Here is a 20,225-nt window from a genome sequence, read left to right on the forward strand (position 1 = left end):
GCCGCACCGCAAAGCCGCAAGGTTCAAAGTTAAGTGAACCGGGCGCCGGATAATTCAAACTTGGAAGAACCGTGGGTTCAACGTCCGTTGAACGGGTTGGCCGCAAGGACTCAGATTGTTGGTGTGCGCTGTGCAGCGTTAAGTGAACAGCGACAGCTGTGGCAGCGAGATCATCCGCGTTCGCGCTGCGCCTGGCCGGCGGCGCTTCCCTGGCTGACCACATCGCCCTGGTAGAAGGCCGGGAAGCGCGTAAGCTGCCGCTGCGCATCGGCGACATCGGCCGCGTCGCGCAGCACGGCGCTGCTGAATCCCATCCGCTCGAGCTGGATCACCTGGTCGACCAGCACCTCGCCAGTTGCGCGCAGGTCGCCGGCAAAGCCCAGGCGGCGGCGCAGCAGGTAGGCCTGGCTGTAGGCGCGGCCGTCGGTAAAGCTGGGGAAGTCCAGCTCGATGCGCTCAAGTCCGTCCAGGCTCCCGTCCAGCGAGGCGGGGTCGGCGTCGTTGCCGAGCGCGGTGGCGCTGGTGGCATCTTCCGCCTGGTGTTCGGCTGCAGTCAGCAGCCGGATGCGTGCCGCTTGTGTCATGCCGCTTCCTTTTCCACGGTTTCCCGCACGGCGCGCGCGGTACTGTCCCGCACCGCGTTGGCGGCGGCCTTGAACGGCTCCGGGCCGACGCGGCGCAGGGTGTCGATGAAGCGCTCGTGGCGCGCCGCATCGCGGTCGCGCAGGGAGAGATAGGCCGACAGGATGGCGCCGACAGCCTCGGTCACTTCCGCCGCGGAGAAGGCGGGACCGACCACCTTGCCGGGCTGGGCCGGGCCGCTGGCGGCGGTGCCGTCGGCGCCGCCGAGCGTGATCTGGTACCACTCCTGGCCGTCCTTGTCGACGCCGAGGATGCCGATGTGCCCGCTGTGGTGGTGTCCGCAGGAGTTGATGCAACCGCTGATGTGCAGGTCAATCTCGCCGATGTCTTCGAGTTCGTCCATATCCTGGTACCGTTCGGTGATCTCCTGCGCCACGGGGATTGAGCGCGCGTTGGCCAGTGCGCAGAAGTCGCCGCCGGGGCAGGCCACCATGTCGGTCAGCAGGTGCACGTTGGCGCTGGCCAGGCCGGCGGCGCGGGCGTCCTGCCAGAGTGCGAACAGGTCCGCCGCATGCACCCAGGGCAGCACGATGTTCTGCGTGTGCGTGACGCGCGCCTCGCCGGCGGAATAGCGTTCGGCCAGGTCGGCCACGGTCTCCAGCTGCTCGGCCGAGGCATCGCCCGGCGCCTGCAGCCGCCGCTTGAAGGACAGCGTGACGATGCGCAGCGCCGGGTCGCGGTGCGGCGCCACGTTGCGCTGCAGCCAGCGCCCGAAGGCGGGGTGCTGCGCGGCCTGCGCCTGGCGCAAGGCCTCGCCGGCCGCATCGTCCGGCTGGGCATCGCCACGCATGGGTTGCACGAAGCAGGCGCTCACGCGCGCCAGCTCGTCTTCCGGAATGGTATGGGGGCCCCCGTCCACCTCGACGATCTGCCGGAATTCCTCGGCCACGTCGTCGATGTAGCGCTGGCCCTCGGCCTTGACCAGGATCTTGATGCGCGCCTTGTACTTGTTGTCGCGCCGGCCGTACTGGTTGTACACGCGTACCACGGCCTCGATGTAGTTCATGATGTGGCGCCACGGCACGAATTCGGCGAGCACCGTGGCGATCACCGGCGTGCGGCCCATGCCGCCGCCCACCGCCACGCGGAAGCCCAGCTCGCCCGCCTCATTGCGCAGCAGGCGCAGGCCGACATCGTGCCAGTCGGTGGCGGCCCGGTCCTCGGCCGCGCCGCTGATGGCGATCTTGAACTTGCGTGGCAGGTAGGCGAACTCCGGATGCAGCGTGGTCCACTGCCGCATGATCTCGGCGAAGGGACGCGGATCGGCGATCTCGTCGGGCGCCACGCCGGCGCGCTCGTCGCAGGAGATGTTGCGGATGCAGTTGCCGCTGGTCTGGATGCCGTGCATGTCGACGGTAGCCAGCAGGTCCATCACATCCGCGGCGCGCGACAGCGGGATCCAGTTGAACTGGACGTTGGTGCGGGTGGTGAAGTGGGCGTGATGCGTGGGCAGCTGCGCGGTGCCGAGCTTGCCCTGCGCCTCGATGGCGGCCCGATAGACCTCGGGCTCGGGTGCATCGTACTCGCGCGCCACGCGGCCCAGCACGCGCAACTGCCGGCTGGAAAGCTCGCCGTAGGGAACGGCCACGCGCAGCATGGGCGCGTGGCGCTGCACGTACCAGCCGTTCTGCAGCCGCAGGGGACGGAAGGCGTCTTCGCTGAGGCGCCCGCTCTGCCAGCGCTCGATCTGGTCGCGGAACTGCGCGGCGCGGTTGCGCAGGAAGGCCTTGTCGAAGTCGGTGTACTGGTACATGGCGAGCTACCTCTTTTGCTTCTATTGCTTCTGTTTCTAAGCGCGGAACTTATTCGCGGAACTTCGCGCCTTCCACCGACATCGTGGTCGGCATCATATTGGTGTTCGCGTTGTGCATCACCCACAGCGAACCCGCCACGATGATGGCGATCAGCAGCGCGCTGCAGACGAAGATGCCGGCGTTCTCGCGCTGCGACGGTGCCGTGCCGATGTGCAGGAAGTAAACGAGCTGGATCACCAGCTGCGCCACGCACAGCAGCACGATGGCGGGCAGCAGCATGTCGCGCGGCACCAGGCCGGCCATGACCACGCCGAAGGAGGCCAGCGTCAGCAGCAGCGACAGCGCGAAGCCGACGAGGTAGCTCTTCAGGCTGCCGTGCTGCGCGGCATGATGGGCTTGCAGGGGAGTGGGCTTCATACGAACTCGCGCAGGTAAACGAAGGTGAACACGCAGATCCAGATCAGGTCCAGGAAGTGCCAGAACAGGCTTAGGCAGGCCAGGCGCCGGCGGGTGGGGGCGTCCAGGCCGAAGCGGCGCACGTGGTGCATCATCACCAGCAGCCACAGCAGGCCGACGCTGACGTGCAGGCCGTGCGTGCCGACCAGCCCGAAGTACGCCGACAGGAAGGCGCTGACACCAGGGCCAGCGCCCTGGTGGATCAGTTCGGCGAACTCATAAAGCTCCATCGCAATGAAGGCGGCGCCGAACAGGAAGGTGATGCCCAGCCAGGTGTTGACGCGGGCCGGGCGGCCCGCCTGCATGCCCAGCATGGCCATGCCGAAGGTGAAGCTGCTGGCGAGCAGCAGCATGGTCTCGCCCAGCACGAAGGGCAGCTCGAACAGGTTGCGCCCGGTCGGGCCGCCGGCGGTGCTGTTGGCCAGCACGCCGAAGGTGGCGAACAGGCAGGCGAAGATCAGGCAATCGCTCATCAGGTAGATCCAGAATCCCAGCGTGGTGCGGGATCCATCGTCGTGGCCGTGATGATGATCGTGGTCGTGTGCGTGGCCGTGGCCGTGGCTTTGGTGAACGAGTACGGTGGTCATGGCTCAGGCTGCCTCGCGCAGTTGCGCGAAACGCGCGTTCTCGATCCGGGCGACCTCGGCCGCCGGCACGTAGTAGTCGACATCGCGGTCGTAGGTCCGGGCGATGAAGGTGGCGATCACGCCGACCAGGCCGATGGCCGCCACCAGCCACATATGCCAGACCAGGGCGAAGCACAGCACCAGGCTGAAGGCCGAGATGACCACGCCGGAGGCGGTGTTGCGCGGCATGTGGATGTCTTCGTAGCGGGCTGGCTGCTTGTAGGCGCGTCCGGTTTCCTTGTCATCCCAGTGCTGTTCCAGCGAGGTGATCTGCGGCACGTGGGCGAAGTTGTAGAAGGGCGCGGGCGACGCCGTGGCCCATTCCAGGCTGCGGCCGTCCCAGGGGTCGCCGGTGAGGTCGCGGTTGGCGTTGCGCTGGCGGATGCTGACGACGAATTGCATCACGATGGCCAGGATGCCCAGGCCGATGATGACCGCGCCGATCAGCGCGACGATCAGCCAGGGCTGCCAGCCCGGCACGTCATAGTGGTTCATGCGCCGGGTCATGCCCTTGAAGCCGAGCACGTAGAGCGGCATGAAGGCCAGGTAGAAGCCGATCAGCCAGCACCAGAAGGCCACCTTGCCCCAGAACTCATTGAGCGTGAAGCCGAACACCTTGGGGAACCAGAAGCTGATGCCGGCCAGGCAGCCGAACAGCACGCCGCCGATGATCACGTTGTGGAAGTGGGCGACCAGGAACAGGCTGTTGTGCAGCACGAAGTCCGCGCCCGGCACGGCCAGCAGCACGCCGGTCATGCCGCCGATGGCAAAGGTGACCATGAAGCCGATCGTCCACAGCGTGGCCGAGTGGTAGCGGATGCGGCCGCGGTACATGGTGAACAGCCAGTTGAACAGCTTGACGCCGGTCGGGATCGAGATGATCGAGGTCATGATGCCGAAGAAGGCATTCACGTTCGCGCCCGAGCCCATGGTGAAGAAGTGGTGCAGCCAGACGAAGAACGACAGGATGCCGATCGACGAGGTGGCGTAGACCATCGACTTGTAGCCGAACAGCGGCTTGCGCGAGAAGGTGGCAATGATCTCGGAGAAGGCGCCGAAGCAGGGCAGGATCAGGATGTACACCTCCGGGTGGCCCCACACCCAGATCAGGTTGATGTACATCATCGCGTTGCCGCCGAGCTCGTTGGTGAAGAAGTGCATGCCGAGGTAGCGGTCGGCCGACAGCAGCGCCAGCGTGGCCGTCAGCACCGGGAACACGGCGACGATCAGGATGTTGGTGATCAGCGCGGTCCAGGTGAACACCGGCATCTTCATCAGGTTCATGCCCGGCGCGCGCATGCGCAGGATGGTGACGATGAAGTTGATGCCGGTCAGCGTCGTGCCCAGCCCGGATATCTGTAGGGACCATATGTAGTAGTCGACCCCCACTGTCGGGCTGTAGCCGAGTCCCGACAAGGGCGGGTAGGCCACCCAGCCGGTCGCAGCGAAGTCGCCCACGAACATCGACATCATGACCAGCACCGCGCCCACCGCCGACAGCCAGAAGCTCAACGAGTTGACGAAGGGGTAGGCCACGTCACGCGCGCCGATCTGCAGCGGCACGATCACGTTCATCAGGCCCACGATCAGCGGCGTGGCCACGAAGAAGATCATGATCACGCCGTGGGCGGTGAAGATCTGGTCGTAGTGGTGCGGTGGCAGGTAGCCGGCTTCGCCGCCGGCGGCGACGGCCTGCTGCGCGCGCATCATGATGGCGTCGGCGAAGCCGCGCAGCAGCATGACCAGCGCCAGGATGATGTACATCACGCCGATCTTCTTATGGTCGACCGAGGTGATCCACTCCTTCCACAAATAGGTCCACTTACCGTAGCGGGTGATGGCCGCGAGCAGCGCGGTGCCGAGGATGGCCACCGCCGCCAGCGTGCCCATGATGATGGGCTCGTGGGTGGGGATGGCGTCGAGATTGAGTTTTCCGAGCATGATTACTGTTCTTCTGCGGCCTGGTTCCCGTTGCGTTGCGCGATGACGCGCTCGAAGGGGGTGTCGCGGACATCATTGCGGCAGATGTCCTCGCCCGACGGTCCGCGCATGAAGCGGTTGACGACACCGTCGAACAGGGCGGGCGTGGCGTTCGCGTAGACGGTGACCGGGTGTTTGGTGCTGGGCTGTTCCAGCTCGCGGTAGCTCGCCTGGTCCAGCTTGAGCGGCGAGCGCCGGGCCTGGGCGACCCAGGCGTCGAAGTCGGCGCGGGGCGTTGCCACGGCATCGAAGCGCATATCGGAGAAGCCCTCGCCGCTATAGGCGGCTGACAGGCCGTGATAGACGCCGGCGTGGTTGGCGATCAGGTGCAGGCGGGTCTGCATGCCGGCCATGGCATAGACCTGGCTGCCGAGCTGCGGGATGAAGAAGGAGTTCATCAGGGACTCGGCGGTCAGCCGGAACTCGATCGGCGTGTCGACGGGGATGGTGAGCTGGTTCACCGAGGCGACGCCGTAGTCGGGGTAGATGAACAGCCACTTCCAGTTCAGGGCGACCACATCCACCCGCACCGGCTTTGTATGGGATGCGATCGGCTTGTATGGATCAAGATCGTGGGTTGTCTTCCAGATCAGCACCGCCAGCACCGCGACGATCACGCAGGGAATGCCCCAGACTACGACTTCAATCTTTGTGGAATGTGACCACTTGGGCGCATAGGTGGCCTTGGTATTCGAGTCCCGGTAGCGCCAGCCGAAGTACAGGGTGAGCACGATCACCGGGATGACGACCATCAGCATCAGGAACAGCGCGACCAGGATCAGGGTCTTCTCCTGTGCGCCGATGTCGCCCTTGGGATTGAGCAGCTCCAGTTCGCTGCAGCCGGTGAGCAGCAGGAACAGGCCCGCTCCTGCCGCGCGCCGGGCCATGGCGGCGGCGCCGCCGCCTCGTTGAAGGAACGCCTTGAAGCCTGTCCGGGCCGGGCCGGCCCGGGAGCCGACGGCTGTGGTTGCTGTATCGCACATATCACGCATCTTGGTTACGGGTCACACGGTCCACCCGCCGACCCAACTGCGTGGCCTGCCATGGCGCGCGCCGCGCCGCGGGGAGGCGGCGCTCGCATGACGGGGCGCATACAAGACTTCGGATGTATGTGTTTTGCTTTGTTTTGCGCGATGCTAAAGTAAGACATAATCCATACATCGGCGACAAAATGACGCAGGGTGGAACCATGCAAACGAAGGGCGAAGCGGTACGCGATGGCGCGCCGGAGTGGATCTCGGGCTTCGCGCGCGGCGCCGGGCCCCGCTACCAGCAGATCGTCGACGCCATCGAGCGCGCCGTCGCGCAGGGCAGCCTGCGCGTGGGCGACCGCCTGCCCGCCCAGCGCCGCCTGGCCGACTGGCTTCAGGTCGACCTGACCACCGTCACGCGCGCCTATGCGGAGGCCAAGCGCCGCAACCTGCTGGCTGCGCGCGGCGCGATGGGCAGCTATGTGACGGCGCCCAAGGTGGTGCTGGAACAGATGGTCGATCTCAGCATGAACATCCCGCCGCCGCCGGCCGGCCTGGACCTGGAAGACATGCTCAAGCGCGGGCTGGCGCAGGTGCTGCTGCGCGCCGATGCCGACCTGCTGATGACCTACCACCTGGGCGGCGGCGGCCAGGCCGACCGCCAGGCCGGCGCCATGTGGCTCGCGCCGATGTTCGGCACGGTCGATGCCGCGCGCGTGGCGGTATGCCCGGGCGCGCAGGCCGCGCTGGCGGCGCTGATGCTGGCCCTCAGCCGCCCGGACGAGGTGATCCTGACCGAGCCGCTGATCTATCCGGGCGTGCGCGCCGCCGCCGAGCAGCTCGGCCGGCGCATCGTGGTGGTGGAGTCCGATGCGGACGGTATGCGCCCCGATGCGCTGGAGCGCGCCTGCCAGGCACACGGCGCGCGCCTGCTGTACCTGAACCCCACCCTGCAGAACCCGACCACGGCGACCATGCCCGAAGCGCGGCGGCGGGCGCTGGCAGCCGTCGCGGCGCGGCTGGGCGTGCGCATCATCGAGGACGATCCCTACTGGCAGTTCGCCGCCGACGCGCCGCCGCCGCTGGCGCACTTCGCGCCCGGCCACGTCTACTACGTGTCGACCCTGTCAAAGTGCCTGTCACCCGGCCTGCGCACCGCCTTCGTGCTGCTGCCCGATGCCGCGGCCGAGGATGGCTTCCTGGCGGCATTGCGCTCCTTCGCGCTGATGTCGACGCCGCTGACCACGGCACTGGTCACGCAATGGATCCACGACGGCAGCGCGGCGGAGCTGCTGTCCGGCGTGCGCGAGGAAGCGCGCCTGCGGCACGGCCTGGCCGGCCAGGTGCTGGGCAGCCTGCCAAGCGCGCAGCGCGATCCGGCCGCGGGCATCCACGTCTGGTACGCATTGCCGAGCTACTGGACGCCGCCGGATCTCGCGCGCGCGGCGCGGGCCGAAGGGTTGGCCGTGACGCCGTCCGGGGCCTTCCAGGCGGGCGATGCGGCGTCCAACGCCATCCGCATCTCGCTTGGCGGCGTGCGCGACCGCGCGGCGCTGGCGGCTGCGCTGAAGAAGCTGTCGGCGCTGCTGGCGCGCAAACCGGCGGCGCATCAGGAGATCGTGGTGTAGCTAGCGCGCCGCGCGCCAACTGCCGGCCCGCGGCGGGGCAGGGCGGCGGCCCCGCCGCCCCAGTAGCCTATTCCACCTTCAGGCCGTGGCGCACCCGGCCGGCCCGCTTGTAGGCCTTCACCACGGTGCTGACGTCGCAGGAGATGACGCCGTCGAGCGAGCCGATGCGCTCGGTCGAAACGGTCCACAGGTCGCGGATATCGCGGCACAGCACGTGCCAGAACAGTTGCGAGCGCCCGCTGGTACCGAACAGGCAGCGGGTATGCCTGTCCTGCGCCAGCTCTGCGCCGATGCGTTCGGCCAGCCCGGGCCGCGCCTGCACCGACACGATGGCCTCCACGCCGTAGCCCACCAGCGAGGGCTCCAGTTCGACGCGGAAGGTCAGCGCATTGCGCTCGATCAGGCCGCTCATCACGCGCTGCACCTTCGGTTCGCTGACGCCGCAGGCCTCCGCCAGCGCGCCCAGGCTGGCCCGCCCGTCGCCAGCGAGCGCTTCGGCCAGGCGCATCTCGTCGGCGCTCAGCGTGCTGCGCTCATGGCCGGCATTGACCGGCTCGGCCGGCGCCGAGCCGTCGATGCGCCAGCGGCTGGCACGGCGGAACGAGCGCAGCACCACGCGCGATTCCACCTGGCGCAGTCCCGGCACCGCCGGCAGGGTGCGCACGACCATGTCGGACAACTGCTCCTGCGTCTGCAGGTTGATCTCCGTGAAGATGTCCGCCGCGCCTGTGGTGGCCAGCACGACCTGGGTCTGCGGCTGCCGCGCGAGGTGCTCCGCCACCTCGGTTTCCCTGCCGTTCTCCACCTGCAGCCAGGCATGCAGCACCGGGCCGCTGCCCAGCACCACCGGATCCAGCTCGGCGACCACCTTGACGTAGCCGCCTTCCATCAGCCGCTGCAGCCGGCGCGACAGCGTGCGCTCGGCGACGTCGCAGGCCGCGCTCAGTTCGCGCCATGTTCCGCGCGGATTGCCCTGCAAGGCGCCCAGGCAGCGCAGGTCCGTGTCGTCCGCGACCTGTCCGTTTTCCTCGTTATGCACGCTTGACGTGTCCATTACCTAACGTTAATCTTTTGTGTGTGACCATTTTCGTATAAATATTGGGTGTGGTTGGCGAAATCCAACGTATAGGCACCCCCATCCGTCCATAAGAGCAAAAAGCCAATGAATCACGTGACCCAGGCAGGACAAGCGGTACCGGTGGAGACTCCGGTATCGACCGCCCGCATGATCGCCGCCGGCAGCATCGGCAACGCCGTCGAATGGTTCGACTGGACCATCTACGCCACCTTCGCCGTGTTCTTCTCCGGCCAGTTCTTCCCGAAGACCGACGAGACCGCATCGCTGCTGGCCACCTTCGCCATTTTCGCAGTTGGCTTCTTCATGCGGCCGGTTGGCGGCTGGGCACTTGGTATTTTCTCCGATCGCTACGGCCGCAAGTCGGCGCTGGCAGCCACCATCCTGATGATGGCCGGCGGCTCCCTGGTGATCGGGCTTACGCCCACCTATGCATCGATCGGCCTGTTCGCGCCGCTGCTGCTGGTGGCCGCGCGCCTGGTGCAGGGCCTGTCGCTGGGCGGGGAATATGCGTCGGCTTCGACCTTCCTGGCCGAAATCGCGCCGCGCCACCGCCGCGGCTTCTTCTCCAGCTTCGCCTTCTTCAGCTCCGCCGCGGGCATCCTGACCGCCTCGGCCATCGGCTGGGCGCTGACGACCTGGCTCACCCCCGAGCAGATGAAGGACTACGGCTGGCGCATCCCCTTCCTGCTGGGCGCCCTGGGCGGCGTGGCGGGCTTGTGGCTGCGCACGTCAGTGCCGGAAACCAAGGCCTCGTCCCGGCAACTGCACCAGCAGCCCGTCAAGCGGCCGCTGCATACCTTGCTGCGCGACTATCCGCGCGAGACGCTGCGCATCGTCGGCTTCTCGGTGCTGACCACCTTCGCCTTCTACCTGTTCGTGGCCTACGTGCCGACCTACGCGATCCGTGCCCTGCATGCGGACTCCAAGACCGCTTTCGCCGCCAACACCATCGCGATGATCGTCTTCATGCTGCTCCATCCGCTGTTCGGCATGCTGTCGGACAAGATCGGCCGCAAGCCCCAGCTGATCGTCTTCGCGCTCGGCTACCTGCTGCTGTTCTATCCGCTCATTACCACCATGCAGCCGACCTTCGGTTCGATCCTGGCGGTGGAGCTGTTCGGCCTGGTGCTCTACGCGCTGTACACCTCAATCGCCCCGGCGATCATGTCGGAACAGTTCCCGACCAGCGTGCGCGCGGTCGGCATCGGGGCGCCGTACAACCTGATGGTGGCCCTGCTCGGCGGCACCACGCCATACCTGCTGACGTGGCTGCAGAGCATCGGCCAGGAGCGCTGGTTCTTCTACTACGTGCTCGTTGGCGCCGTCATCACCCTCATCACCTTCCTGCGCATGCCGGAAACGGCGGGCAAGGAACTGACCTAGCGTCACCTCCACGTCAAAGCGGCGGCCGCCTCCTGCACCGTAATGGAGGCGGCGCGTTCCGGAACACGCAACTCACACCCCCAATGCGCGACGCCTCCCCAGACCTTCATTTCCAAAGTGCCCTGCAGATCGGGCGGCAGATTGCAGAGCGCCGCCTCACTTCGCGCGAGGTCACGCAGCATTTCCTCGCGCGCATCGAGCGCGCAGCCGGACTCAATGCCTTCACCGTCGTGCTGGCGCAGCACGCCCTCGCGCAGGCCGATGCGGCCGACCGCGCGCTGCAGGCGGGCCCGCCGCGCAGCCCGCTGCATGGGGTGCCGATCGTTCTCAAGGACAATATCGAGCTGGCGGGCGTCACGGTGTCCGCCGGCTCGCTCAGCCGTGCCGAGGTGGTGAGCCGCGAGGACAGCACCGTGGCCGGCCTGCTCGCCGCCGCCGGCATGGTGGTGCTGGGCAAGACGCAGATGACGGAGTTCGCCTTCGGCCTGTCGGGGCAGAACCCCACGTGCGGCACCCCCTGGAATCCCTGGGATGCGGACCTGGCGCGCGCGCCGGGCGGCTCGTCCTCGGGCGCCGGCGTGGCGGTGGCGGCAGGTCTCGCGCCCATCGCGCTGGGGGGCGATACCGGCGGCTCGGTACGCGCGCCGGCCGGCCTGAGCCACCTGGTCGGCTTCAAGCCTTCCAGCGGCATCATCAGCCGCGCGGGCGTGGTGCCGCTGGCGCCGAGCCTGGATGTGCTCGGGCCCATCTGCCGCACGGTGGTCGATGCCCATGCGCTGACCGCCATCCTGTGCGGCCCCGACGCCGCCGATCCGATCACGCTGGCGACGGACGGCGCGCTGCTGGGCGACCTGCGCGCCGCGCTGGCCGCCGCCGACCATGAGACCTATGTGCTGGATGCGCGGGCCTTCCCGGCCACGCTGCATGCCGATGCCATGCAAGCCTGGGAGGCCGGGCTGGAAAGGCTGCGCGCGGCAGGCTGGCGGCTGACGACCTGGATGCCGCCGGAGGGCCTCGAGATCGGCCCGCTCTCCGATGACAACTCGCTGATCATCGGCTACGAAGGCTATGGCCTGCACGGGCAACTGGCGCGTGACGAGCGGCAACCGCTCTGGGAGGTCGTGCGCCAGCGCATCCTGGCCGGCGCGCAGATCGGGCACGATGCCTATGCGCGCGCCATCGCGCGCAGGACGGAGGCCGCCGCCGCGTTCACGCAGGCCATCGGCGCACGCGGCACGCTGCTGATGCCAGTGAGCGACCACGGCGCGCTGCCGCTGGACGCTGGCGATGCCGCGCACGCCGGCATCGGCAAGTTCTGCCGGGCCGGCAATTTCCTCGGCGCCCCGGCGATTGCGCTGCCGGCCGGATTCGACGCGGCCGGCATGCCGATCGGCGTGCAACTGATGGCGCCGCCGCTGGCCGACAAGCTGCTGCTCGACCGGGCCGAGGCGATGGCGGCCGTGCTGAGGGCCGACGACCGCCACCCGCAACTGGCGCAGCGGGGCCTATAAGCGCGTCGAGGCCCATCGAGGCCCATCGAGGCCTATAAACCGGCTGCCGCCGGCCGGATATTCTGGTTCAGCCGGAACACATTGCCTGGATCGTATTCCCGCTTGAGCGCGGCGAGACGGGCGTAGTTGTCACCGTAGGCCGCGTGCACGCGGTCCTCGCCTTCCTCACCGAGGTTGTTGGCGTAGACACCGCCGGTGGAGAAGGGGCGGATCGCCTGCCAGGCGGCGCGTGTCCATTGAATGGCGGCCTCGTCCTGCGCGGGATCGTCCCAGATGGCGAGCGGGAAGCAATCGAACTGCGCGTCGCGGTTGACGTAGGGCGTGGCATCGCGCGCCGTCCGCGCGATGGTGCCGCCCACCTGCTGCAGCACCAGCAGCGCGCCAGGCAGGGGCGAGGCGGCATAGGCTTCGAGCAGCGCGTCGATGGCTTCGTCGCTGAGTGTCTTCAGGAACTGCGCCTTCCAGTAGTAGCGGCGCCCCGGCGGGAAGAGACTGTCGCCGGCGGCCTGGATCTGCAGGTAGGGCACGGCCTGCAGCCGGGCCTCGGCCGGGCTGCCGAATGCCAGCAGGGGCTGGATCAGGCGTTCACCATGCGCGGCGCTGCCGCAATGGCAGGCCGACATGCTGAAAAAGCGCTCCCCTGAGGGCGCGGTCACCAGCGCGGCATCCACGCTCAGTTCGTCGGGTGCGGTGGCCGCATAGCCGGCATAGAAGCGCATCGCATCGCGTGCCTGCGCAAAGGGGTGCAGCGCGCTGCCGGTCAGCAGCATCGGGCCGACCGGATGGAGCCGGTAGGTGAAGGCCGTGACGATGCCGAAGTTGCCGCCGCCGCCGCGCAGGCCCCAGAACAGGTCGGCGTGCTCCTGCTCGCTGGCGCGCACCTGCCGGCCATCGGCCAGCACCACGTCGGCGGCGAGCAGGTTGTCGCAGGCCAGGCCGTACTTGCGCCCGAGCTTGCCGAAGCCGCCGCCCAGCGTCAGCCCAGCGATGCCCGTGTCGCTGTTGACGCCCATCGTCGTGGCCAGGCCATGGGCCTGCGTGGCGGCGTCGAATTCTCCCAGGCGCAGCCCGGCGCCCGCCTGCGCGACGCGGCGCGCGGGGTCCACCGCGATACGCTTCATGCGCGACAGGTCGATGACGACGCCGCCGTCGCAGACCGACAAGCCGGCCACATTGTGGCCGCCGCTGCGTACTGCGAGCGCGTGTCCGCCATCGCGCGCAAAGGCCAGCGCGGCGGCGACGTCGTGGGCGTTCTCGCAGTAGGCGATCAGCGCGGGATGCTTGTCGACCGCGCCGTTCCACACGCGACGCGCGGCCGCGTAAGCGCCGTCACCGCGCAACACCACATTGCCGCGCAGCGCCCACCGCAAGGCCGTGACGGCGCCAGCGCGCAGTTCGTTTTCGCGCAGTTCGTTTCCGCGTGACCGGGCGCCGCCGGCGGGGTGCATGTCCATGGTCAGGCCCTCCTGTGGCCGACCGCCGCGGCCGGGGTATCGAGGCTGTCGATTCATGCTGTCATACCCAGGGGGGCATGGCAAAATCAAAGAACTCAGGTCAAGGTGAGGAAAGCTCATCCAGGTCAATGAGAAAGCTGCCCCCGCTGCGGTCCTTGCAAGCCTTCGAGGCTGCCGCCAGGCTGGGCAGCTTCAAGGCTGCCGCGGCCGAGCTCAATGTGACGCCGACGGCCATCAGCCACCAGATCCGCCTGCTGGAGACCCTGTACGGCCAAAGCCTGTTCCAGCGGCAACCGCGCCCCCTGCAACTCACCGACGCCGGTGCCCGGCTGTATCCGCCGCTGCGCAACGGCTTCGATGCGCTGGCAGGCGCGATGGCCTACGCCACCGAGGCGAAAGCGCAGGCGCCGCTGCGCGTGACCAGCCCCAACGCTTTTGCCAGCCGCTGGCTGGTGCCGCGCCTGCCGGACTGGCGCGCACGCCATCCGGACATCCCGCTCGAGATCATCGGCACCGATGCCGTGCTGGACCTGCGCGCCGGTGACGCGGATGTGGCGATCCGCTACGCGAGGACGATGCCCCCCGGCATGGCGGCACAGGAGATCTGCCGCGACAGCTTCTTCCCGGTCTGCCGGCCGGAACTGCTGGCCGGCGGCGCGGACGGTGCGGGCATTGCGCGCGCAGCTGACCTGCTGCGCCTGCCGCTGATCCATTTCGACTGGATGAACCGCGACCCGCAGGCACCGACCTGGCAGCAATGGCTGGCGACCGCGCGCCTGATCGACCCGGCTCTCGCGCTGCCGGGCAAGGGGTGGGCGCTCAGCTTCCGCGAGGAACTGCATGCGCTCGATGCTGTGATGGCCGGGCAGGGCATTGCTATCTGCAGCGATGTGGTGGTGGGCGAGGAGCTGCGGCGCGGCGTCCTGGTCAAGGCGCATCCGCTGGCGCTGGCCGGCTACGGCTTCTACCTCGTGTCGCTGCCCCAGCATCCGCGGCAGTCCGCTATCGCCGCGTTCGCGGCCTGGGTGCGGCCGCCGTGCTAGGCGGCGCGGCTATCCTTCGCTTTATTCCTTCATCAGGCGCCACAGCGTGGTGCGGCCGATGCCCAGCTCGCGGCTGGCGGCGGCGCGATTGCCGCCGTTGCGCGCGAGCGCCTGCAGCACGTCCTCGCGGGTGACGGGCGTGGCCGGCCCTGTGCCGGCACTGCCGGCCGCGCGCAGACCGCCCGGCGCCGCGGCATGTATGCGCTCGAATTCGGGAAAGAAATCGCGCGCATCCTGGCCGAGGTCGATGGCGGGATCGCCCAGGTAGATGGCGGCGCGCGCCAGCAGGTTCTCCAGTTCGCGCACATTGCCTGGCCACGCATAGTGCGCGAAGAGCGGAGCGAGGAAGGCCAGCACGCGCTGCCCGGCGTCGCGCGCGAGGCCGTATTGCGCGGCCGCGCGCGCCAGCAGGTGCTGCGCCAGGCCGGGCAGGTCCTCGCGGCGTTCACGCAGCGCCGGCAGCCGGATCGGCAGCAGGTTGAGGCGGAAGTAGAGGTCGGCACGGAAGGCGCCCTGCGCCACCAGCGCGTGCAGGTCGCGGTGCGTGGCGGCGATCACGCGCACGTCGATGGGCGTGGCCCGGCCTGAGCCCAGCTTCATCACCTCGCGCTCCTGCAGCACGCGCAGCAGGCGGCTCTGCAACGCGGCCGGCATCTCGCCGATTTCGTCCAGGAAGATGGTGCCGGTGTGGGCGATCTCGAACAGGCCGGGCTTGCCGCCGCGCCGCGCGCCGGTGAAGGCGCCTTCCTCGTGGCCGAACAGCTCGCTCTCGATCAGCCCCTCGGGCAGGGCGGCGCAGTTGAAGGCGACGAAGGGATTGCCGCGGCGGCGGCTGGCGTTGTGGATGCCCTGCGCCACCAGTTCCTTGCCGGTGCCGCTCTCGCCGCTGAGCAGCACGGTGGCATCGTGCGCGGCGGCCGCGCGCGCCAGTCGGCGTACCTGGTCTAGCGCCGGCGAGGTGCCGACCAGGTCGTCGAGCCCGTGGCGCGCCACCAGGTGCTTGGGCCGCTGGCTGGTGCGCAGCGAGCGGTCGACGCGCTGCGCCACCAGCGCGTCTTGCGCGGTCACGACCGAGCCGGCGCGCTGCCCCTGCTCGACGATGGGCATGCAGTTGACGATCAGCGCGCGCCCATCGATCTGCTCGATGCGCTCGACGATGGCCGTGCCCTGCTCGCTGGCCTCGCGCAGCAGCGTGCCGGCCACCTGCCGCAGCCGTGCCGGCACCTCGGCTTCGCGCTCCAGGCCCAGCAGGCCGAGCATGGCCGGGTTGACCGCTTCGAGCTGCCCGTTGCCGTCGAAGGCGGCCACGCCGTCGCGCAGGTGGGCCACGATCGTGTTCAGCCGCTCTCGCTTCGCTTCCTTCTGGCGGCTCACGCGCGCCAGTTCGACCGAGCGCTCGAATGCCTCCTCCACCGCGCCCAGCGAATACAGGAACACGCTCTCCAGGCCGGCCTGCTGGGCGACGTCGCAGGCCATGCCGGGCCCGATGATGACGCTGCAGCCTTCGGCCGCCAGCGTGTCCACCGCCGTGCGCACCTCGTCGATCGAGCGGTAGGCGCGCTGCCTGAGGCCGACGTTGAGCCAGGCGCCGAGCGCCGCCAATTCCTTGGAGATGGACTCGTGCAGGACCAGGCCGACGTCGGTGCCGGGCCAGGCGGCGACGGCCTGCGTGATCGCGCGCAGCACGTCGAAGCCGTTGACCTTGACCATCACCACCGGCACGTTCAGGTTGTCGCGCAGGTAGGCGCCGTTGGAGCCGGCGGCCAGCACCACGTCGACGCTGCCCGCCTCGACGTGCGCCTGCAGCGCGGCCACCGCCGCGCCGTAGCCCGCGCGCACGGAGAGGAAGCGGGCGCGGTCGGCGTAGCGCGGGGCCACGCTCTCGCACAGGGTCTGCAGACGGCTGATGCTGACCAGCGCGATGCCGGGGCGGTCGCCGGCGGAGATGGCGGGCGGTGGAAGTCGGGTCAAGGCTGTCTCCAGGGAGGCGCGTGCCAGGGCAGCGGAGCGGTGTTCCAGGCCGGAACGTTCCGTCTTGCCTTTTATGAAACGGTGGAACATTCTGCCATGAGGCGCCGCCGCGCGCGGATCGTGCAAGTCCTTGATTTTTCGAGCCCGGCGCAGGCCCGGCGCCGTGTCCGCCCCAATTGGCATGATTCTCGCAAAAGCCGAAGCCCCGACCTTCAACAGGAGACCCAACCATGTCATCGACTTCCGCCCAACGCCGTGCCGCCTTCCGCGACAAGGTCAAGGAGCGCCGCGGCCTGCTGGTGCCGGGCGCTTTCAATGCGCTGAGCGCGCGCGTGATCGCCGACGCCGGCTTCGAGGCGCTGTACCTGACCGGGGCCGGCGTCACCAATATGTCGCTCGGCCTGCCTGACCTGGGCTTCGTCGGCCTGGCCGAGATCGCCGAGCACACGGCGCGCGTGCGCGATGCCGTCACGCTGCCGCTGATCGTCGACGCAGACACCGGCTTCGGCAACGCGCTCAACGTGCGCCACACGGTGCGCACGCTGGAGCGCAGCGGCGCGGACGCCATCCAGTTCGAGGACCAGGTGATGCCGAAGAAGTGCGGCCATTTCGCCGGCAAGGAGGTCGTCAGCGCCGGCGAGATGGAGGGCAAGATCCGCGCGGCGGTCGATGCGCGCGAGGACGCCAACCTGCAGATCATCGCCCGCACGGATGCTGCCGCAGTGCATGGTATCGAGGACGCGATCGAGCGCGGCCACCGCTTCATCGAGGCGGGTGCGGACATCCTCTTCATCGAGGCGACCGAGTCGCTGGCCGATATCGAGCGCCTGCCCGGGCTGTTCACTGCGCCGCAGCTCATCAATATCGTGATCGGCGGCAAGACGCCGACCCAGTCGCGCGAGGCGCTGGCCAAGCTGGGCTACGGCATCGTGCTGTACGCCAATGCCGCGCTGCAGGGTGCGGTGCTGGGCATGCAGCGCGCCCTGGGCACGCTCGCCGCGCACGGCCGCCTGGACGAGGATCCCGCGCTCGTGGTTCCTTTCAGCGAGCGCCAGCGCCTGGTGGACAAGCCGCTGTACGACCGGCTCGACCGCCTCTACGCGGAGAGCTGAGCATGACGGCGCACCGCCGCGTGATGCGGTGCGCCGGCTCGCCGACGCTGCTGTCGATGTGGGGCTGCTGGCGGCCGGCGAAGCGGCCGGCGGGGCGCGCGGCGCCCGCAGCACTTGCGAGGGCGTGATGCAGCCGGCAGCGTGACGGGGGCGGCCTTTCCTTTCGGAATCCGACGGACTAATGTTGGTCTATGCTGGGCCAGACGAGGAGGCAGGCATGACCACGGTCTCGATCGAACCAGGCAGCTACCGCGCTGAACCACCGCAGCGCCCAAGCGACGTGATCGACCTGATCCGCAAGCGCGCCGTCCAGGTGGTGGACCTCAGGTTCACGGACCTGCCCGGCCTGTGGCAGCACTTCTCGATCACGCTGCCGGAAGTCAACGACGAGCTGTTCGAGGCGGGCATCGGCTTCGACGGGTCCTCGATCCGCGGTTTCCAGGAAATCCACGAATCCGACATGCTGGTCCGGCCGGACCCCGCCACGGCCTTCATCGATCCGTTCTGCAGCACAACCACGCTGGCCGTGATCTGCGACGTGGTGGACCCGGTCCGGAAAGAACCGTATTCGCGCGATCCGCGCTACGTGGCAAGGAAGGCGGAGCTTTACCTGCGGCAAAGCGGCATCGCCACGACCTGCTACTTCGGCCCCGAACTGGAGTTCTTCATCTTCGATTCCATCCGGTTCGGGCAGGATCAGCATTCCGGCTACTACCACGTGGAGTCCGCCGAAGGCGAATGGACGTCCGGACGCGATGAGGGCGGGTATGGCGGCGGCAACCTCGGCTACAAGCAGCGGTACAAGGGAGGCTATTTCCCCGTGCCGCCGCACGATACGCTGCAGGACATCCGTTCCGAGATCGTGCTGGCGCTGATGCAGGCCGGCATCCAGGTCGAGGTGCATCACCATGAGGTGGCCACGGCAGGGCAGAACGAGATCGACATGCGCTTCGCGCCGCTGCTGCGCATGGCCGACAACGTGATGATGTACAAGTACATCTGCAAGAACGTCGCGCGCCGGCATGGCAAGGTCGCGACATTCATGCCCAAGCCCTTGTTCGCCGACAACGCGAGCGGCATGCATTGCCACCAGAGCCTGTGGAAGGAGGGCGAGAACCTCTTCTATGACGCCGGCGGCTGGGCGATGACGTCGGAAATGTGCCGCTGGTATATCGGCGGCTTGCTGCGGCACGCGCCGGCCCTGATGGCGTTCTGCGCGCCCAGCACGAATTCCTACAAGCGCCTGGTGCCGGGATACGAGGCGCCGGTCAACCTGGCCATGTCCCAGCGCAATCGCTCGGCGGCGGCCAGGATTCCGATGGTCTCCGATGCACCGGCCGCGCGGCGTGTGGAGTTCCGCTGCCCGGACCCCTCGGCCAATGCCTATCTCGCTTTCTCGGCGATGTTGATGGCCGGCCTGGATGGCATCGAGAACCGCATGGACCCGGGCGAACCGCTCGACAAGAACATCTACGAACTGCCGCCGGAAGAGGCCGCCGCCATCCGGCAGGTTCCCGGCTCGCTGGAAGAAGCCCTGGCGGCGCTGGAGGCCGATTCGGCTTTCCTGCGCAAGGGCGATGTCTTTACCGACGACGTGATCCGGACCTGGATCGACTACAAGCGCAGGCACGAGATCGACACGCTGAAGCTGCGGCCGCATCCCTGGGAGTTCTACCTTTACTTCGACATCTGAGGCAGGCGGCAGCGCTCACTAACCCGCCGGCAGCCTTTTCACCTCGTCGTCGTTCTGAGACAGGCTCTATTGAGCCGTGCATGAATGATGACATCCCCACAGTTGGGCCTGCTTCCGACAAGCTGCAAGGAGGTTGGTGCATCCGCCGCGCAGCAACTCTATTCTCTGATGGCCTCACGCGAATGACCTGTGGGCCCAGCGCCGTCTTCACGTCCTTACCCCGACAGAACCACAATTGCGAATCGCCGCCAAGCTGCTTCAGTCAACCTGGCGGCTGGCAGCGACAACAAACCAAACTCACATCGACGGTAGCGGCACGTGTTCCATCGCCTTCACCTCATGCAGAACGAAGGACGTGTACATCTCACTCACATTGGGAAGACTGTTTAGGTTCTTCTCCGCGTACCGGCCGAACTCATTCAGGTCCTCGGCGATCACCATCATCTGGTAATCGTATGTGCCCGAGACGCGATGACACGTCATCACCCGGGGCAGGGCCTGCACCGCGCGCTCGAATGCCTGCATGCGCTTGGCATCGCCCCGCACGAGCTTGAAAAACACGAAGGCTGTCAGGCCGTACCCCAGCTTTGCCGCATCCAGCCTGGCGTGGTAGCCGGAGATGACCCCTTGTTCCTCCAGGATCTTGACTCTTCGCCAGCAAGGTGACGCCGTCAAGGCTGCACGTTCAGCCAGGTCTGCGCTCGATAGTCGCGCGTCCTCTTGCAAGGCTCGCAGAATCTTGACGTCTGCCCGGTCCAACGATACGCGTGAAATATTCATTTCAGTACCAACGAAAACACAGAATGTTTGATTTGAAAACGTATAGATGCGTGCGTGATATCAGTAAGAAACACCGTATATACGCAGATACTATACCAATACAGGATTTCCCCGGAATCAACGCGGATTGAATGGTTCAGGGC

16 protein-coding genes are annotated in these 20,225 nt (G+C 67.9%); 6 read left to right on the forward strand and 10 right to left on the reverse strand.

Annotation, left to right across the window (positions count from 1 at the left end; translation table 11 throughout):
- Positions 1 to 170: 170 nt before the first annotated feature.
- From AC1Z3O_RS22495 to cyoA, 6 genes are read right to left on the reverse strand one after another with little or no spacing between them, the layout of a single operon-like run.
- The gene (locus AC1Z3O_RS22495; protein ID WP_483518091.1) at positions 171 to 584 is read right to left on the reverse strand and encodes a DUF934 domain-containing protein; all 414 of its coding nucleotides are present in this window, start codon (positions 582 to 584) and stop codon (positions 171 to 173) included.
- Positions 581 to 2,395 carry a nitrite/sulfite reductase gene (locus tag AC1Z3O_RS22500; RefSeq protein WP_483518092.1) on the reverse strand — a complete coding sequence of 605 codons (1,815 nt, stop codon included), beginning with the start codon at positions 2,393 to 2,395 and terminating at the stop codon, positions 581 to 583. The genes AC1Z3O_RS22495 and AC1Z3O_RS22500 overlap by 4 nt, the downstream gene beginning before the upstream one ends.
- A 49-nt stretch (positions 2,396 to 2,444) precedes the next feature.
- Positions 2,445 to 2,813 (reverse strand): cytochrome o ubiquinol oxidase subunit IV, encoded by a 369-nt coding sequence (gene cyoD / locus AC1Z3O_RS22505; protein WP_483518093.1) that lies wholly within the window; start codon positions 2,811 to 2,813, stop codon positions 2,445 to 2,447.
- Positions 2,810 to 3,439 carry a cytochrome o ubiquinol oxidase subunit III gene (gene cyoC / locus AC1Z3O_RS22510; protein WP_483518094.1) on the reverse strand — a complete coding sequence of 210 codons (630 nt, stop codon included), beginning with the start codon at positions 3,437 to 3,439 and terminating at the stop codon, positions 2,810 to 2,812. Before cyoC ends, cyoD begins: the two co-directional genes overlap by 4 nt.
- Positions 3,440 to 3,442: 3 nt before the next feature.
- Positions 3,443 to 5,419, reverse strand: coding sequence for a cytochrome o ubiquinol oxidase subunit I (gene cyoB, locus AC1Z3O_RS22515; RefSeq protein WP_483518095.1), 1,977 nt, complete (start codon positions 5,417 to 5,419; stop codon positions 3,443 to 3,445).
- A 2-nt stretch (positions 5,420 to 5,421) separates the two neighbouring features.
- Positions 5,422 to 6,345 (reverse strand): ubiquinol oxidase subunit II, encoded by a 924-nt coding sequence (gene cyoA / locus AC1Z3O_RS22520; RefSeq protein ID WP_483518096.1) that lies wholly within the window; start codon positions 6,343 to 6,345, stop codon positions 5,422 to 5,424.
- Positions 6,346 to 6,647: 302 nt separating this feature from the next.
- On the opposite strand from cyoA, the gene AC1Z3O_RS22525 reads away from it, so the two are divergent.
- Entirely contained in the window at positions 6,648 to 8,057 is a 1,410-nt protein-coding gene (locus AC1Z3O_RS22525; RefSeq protein WP_483518097.1) for an aminotransferase-like domain-containing protein, read from the forward strand.
- Positions 8,058 to 8,124: 67 nt separating this feature from the next.
- Here AC1Z3O_RS22525 and AC1Z3O_RS22530 read toward each other — a convergent pair whose 3' ends face one another.
- On the reverse strand, positions 8,125 to 9,096 hold the full coding sequence (locus AC1Z3O_RS22530) for an Lrp/AsnC family transcriptional regulator (RefSeq protein WP_483518098.1): 972 nt from the start codon (positions 9,094 to 9,096) through the stop codon (positions 8,125 to 8,127).
- A 123-nt stretch (positions 9,097 to 9,219) separates the two neighbouring features.
- Between AC1Z3O_RS22530 and AC1Z3O_RS22535 the strand changes: the two genes are divergently transcribed.
- On the forward strand, positions 9,220 to 10,518 hold the full coding sequence (locus AC1Z3O_RS22535; protein WP_483518099.1) for an MFS transporter: 1,299 nt from the start codon (positions 9,220 to 9,222) through the stop codon (positions 10,516 to 10,518).
- Positions 10,519 to 10,601: 83 nt separating this feature from the next.
- The gene (locus AC1Z3O_RS22540; RefSeq protein ID WP_483518100.1) at positions 10,602 to 12,029 is read left to right on the forward strand and encodes an amidase; all 1,428 of its coding nucleotides are present in this window, start codon (positions 10,602 to 10,604) and stop codon (positions 12,027 to 12,029) included.
- A gap of 32 nt (positions 12,030 to 12,061) precedes the next feature.
- Here the strand turns inward: AC1Z3O_RS22540 and AC1Z3O_RS22545 are convergent, their stop codons facing one another.
- Entirely contained in the window at positions 12,062 to 13,483 is a 1,422-nt protein-coding gene (locus tag AC1Z3O_RS22545; protein ID WP_483518101.1) for an FAD-binding oxidoreductase, read from the reverse strand.
- 128 nt (positions 13,484 to 13,611) lie between these two features.
- On the opposite strand from AC1Z3O_RS22545, the gene AC1Z3O_RS22550 reads away from it, so the two are divergent.
- Positions 13,612 to 14,526, forward strand: a complete 915-nt coding sequence (locus tag AC1Z3O_RS22550) for a LysR substrate-binding domain-containing protein (protein ID WP_483518102.1) — start codon at positions 13,612 to 13,614, stop codon at positions 14,524 to 14,526.
- Positions 14,527 to 14,547: 21 nt separating this feature from the next.
- Here AC1Z3O_RS22550 and prpR read toward each other — a convergent pair whose 3' ends face one another.
- Positions 14,548 to 16,587, reverse strand: a complete 2,040-nt coding sequence (prpR, locus tag AC1Z3O_RS22555; RefSeq protein WP_483518103.1) for a propionate catabolism operon regulatory protein PrpR — start codon at positions 16,585 to 16,587, stop codon at positions 14,548 to 14,550.
- Between the two features lie 140 nt (positions 16,588 to 16,727).
- Here prpR and AC1Z3O_RS22560 point away from each other — a divergent pair, with 140 nt between their 5' ends.
- Together AC1Z3O_RS22560 and glnA are read left to right on the forward strand one after the other, a co-directional pair.
- Positions 16,728 to 17,609: an isocitrate lyase/PEP mutase family protein gene (locus AC1Z3O_RS22560; protein ID WP_483518104.1), complete on the forward strand. Its 882-nt coding sequence runs from the start codon at positions 16,728 to 16,730 to the stop codon at positions 17,607 to 17,609.
- 217 nt (positions 17,610 to 17,826) lie between these two features.
- Positions 17,827 to 19,302, forward strand: a complete 1,476-nt coding sequence (gene glnA / locus AC1Z3O_RS22565; protein WP_483518105.1) for a type I glutamate--ammonia ligase — start codon at positions 17,827 to 17,829, stop codon at positions 19,300 to 19,302.
- A 297-nt stretch (positions 19,303 to 19,599) separates the two neighbouring features.
- Here glnA and AC1Z3O_RS22570 read toward each other — a convergent pair whose 3' ends face one another.
- Positions 19,600 to 20,082, reverse strand: a complete 483-nt coding sequence (locus tag AC1Z3O_RS22570; RefSeq protein ID WP_483518106.1) for an Lrp/AsnC family transcriptional regulator — start codon at positions 20,080 to 20,082, stop codon at positions 19,600 to 19,602.
- Positions 20,083 to 20,225: the final 143 nt, after the last annotated feature.

Source organism: Cupriavidus sp. 09_S30 (assembly GCF_056930435.1).

Excerpts from the sequence above, each read along its gene's own strand:
- AC1Z3O_RS22560 (WP_483518104.1), top strand. The coding sequence starts at position 16,728 with ATGTCATCGACTTCCGCCCAACGCCGTGCCGCCTTCCGCGACAAGGTC.
- AC1Z3O_RS22550 (WP_483518102.1), top strand. The coding sequence starts at position 13,612 with ATGAGAAAGCTGCCCCCGCTGCGGTCCTTGCAAGCCTTCGAGGCTGCC.
- cyoA (WP_483518096.1), bottom strand. The coding sequence starts at position 6,345 with ATGGCCCGGCGCGCGGCAGGAGCGGGCCTGTTCCTGCTGCTCACCGGC.
- AC1Z3O_RS22540 (WP_483518100.1), top strand. The coding sequence starts at position 10,602 with ATGCGCGACGCCTCCCCAGACCTTCATTTCCAAAGTGCCCTGCAGATC.
- cyoB (WP_483518095.1), bottom strand. The coding sequence starts at position 5,419 with ATGCTCGGAAAACTCAATCTCGACGCCATCCCCACCCACGAGCCCATC.
- glnA (WP_483518105.1), top strand. The coding sequence starts at position 17,827 with ATGACCACGGTCTCGATCGAACCAGGCAGCTACCGCGCTGAACCACCG.
- AC1Z3O_RS22570 (WP_483518106.1), bottom strand. The coding sequence starts at position 20,082 with ATGAATATTTCACGCGTATCGTTGGACCGGGCAGACGTCAAGATTCTG.
- AC1Z3O_RS22500 (WP_483518092.1), bottom strand. The coding sequence starts at position 2,395 with ATGTACCAGTACACCGACTTCGACAAGGCCTTCCTGCGCAACCGCGCC.
- AC1Z3O_RS22545 (WP_483518101.1), bottom strand. The coding sequence starts at position 13,483 with ATGGACATGCACCCCGCCGGCGGCGCCCGGTCACGCGGAAACGAACTG.
- AC1Z3O_RS22535 (WP_483518099.1), top strand. The coding sequence starts at position 9,220 with ATGAATCACGTGACCCAGGCAGGACAAGCGGTACCGGTGGAGACTCCG.
- AC1Z3O_RS22495 (WP_483518091.1), bottom strand. The coding sequence starts at position 584 with ATGACACAAGCGGCACGCATCCGGCTGCTGACTGCAGCCGAACACCAG.
- prpR (WP_483518103.1), bottom strand. The coding sequence starts at position 16,587 with ATGTTCCACCGTTTCATAAAAGGCAAGACGGAACGTTCCGGCCTGGAA.
- AC1Z3O_RS22525 (WP_483518097.1), top strand. The coding sequence starts at position 6,648 with ATGCAAACGAAGGGCGAAGCGGTACGCGATGGCGCGCCGGAGTGGATC.
- cyoC (WP_483518094.1), bottom strand. The coding sequence starts at position 3,439 with ATGACCACCGTACTCGTTCACCAAAGCCACGGCCACGGCCACGCACAC.
- cyoD (WP_483518093.1), bottom strand. The coding sequence starts at position 2,813 with ATGAAGCCCACTCCCCTGCAAGCCCATCATGCCGCGCAGCACGGCAGC.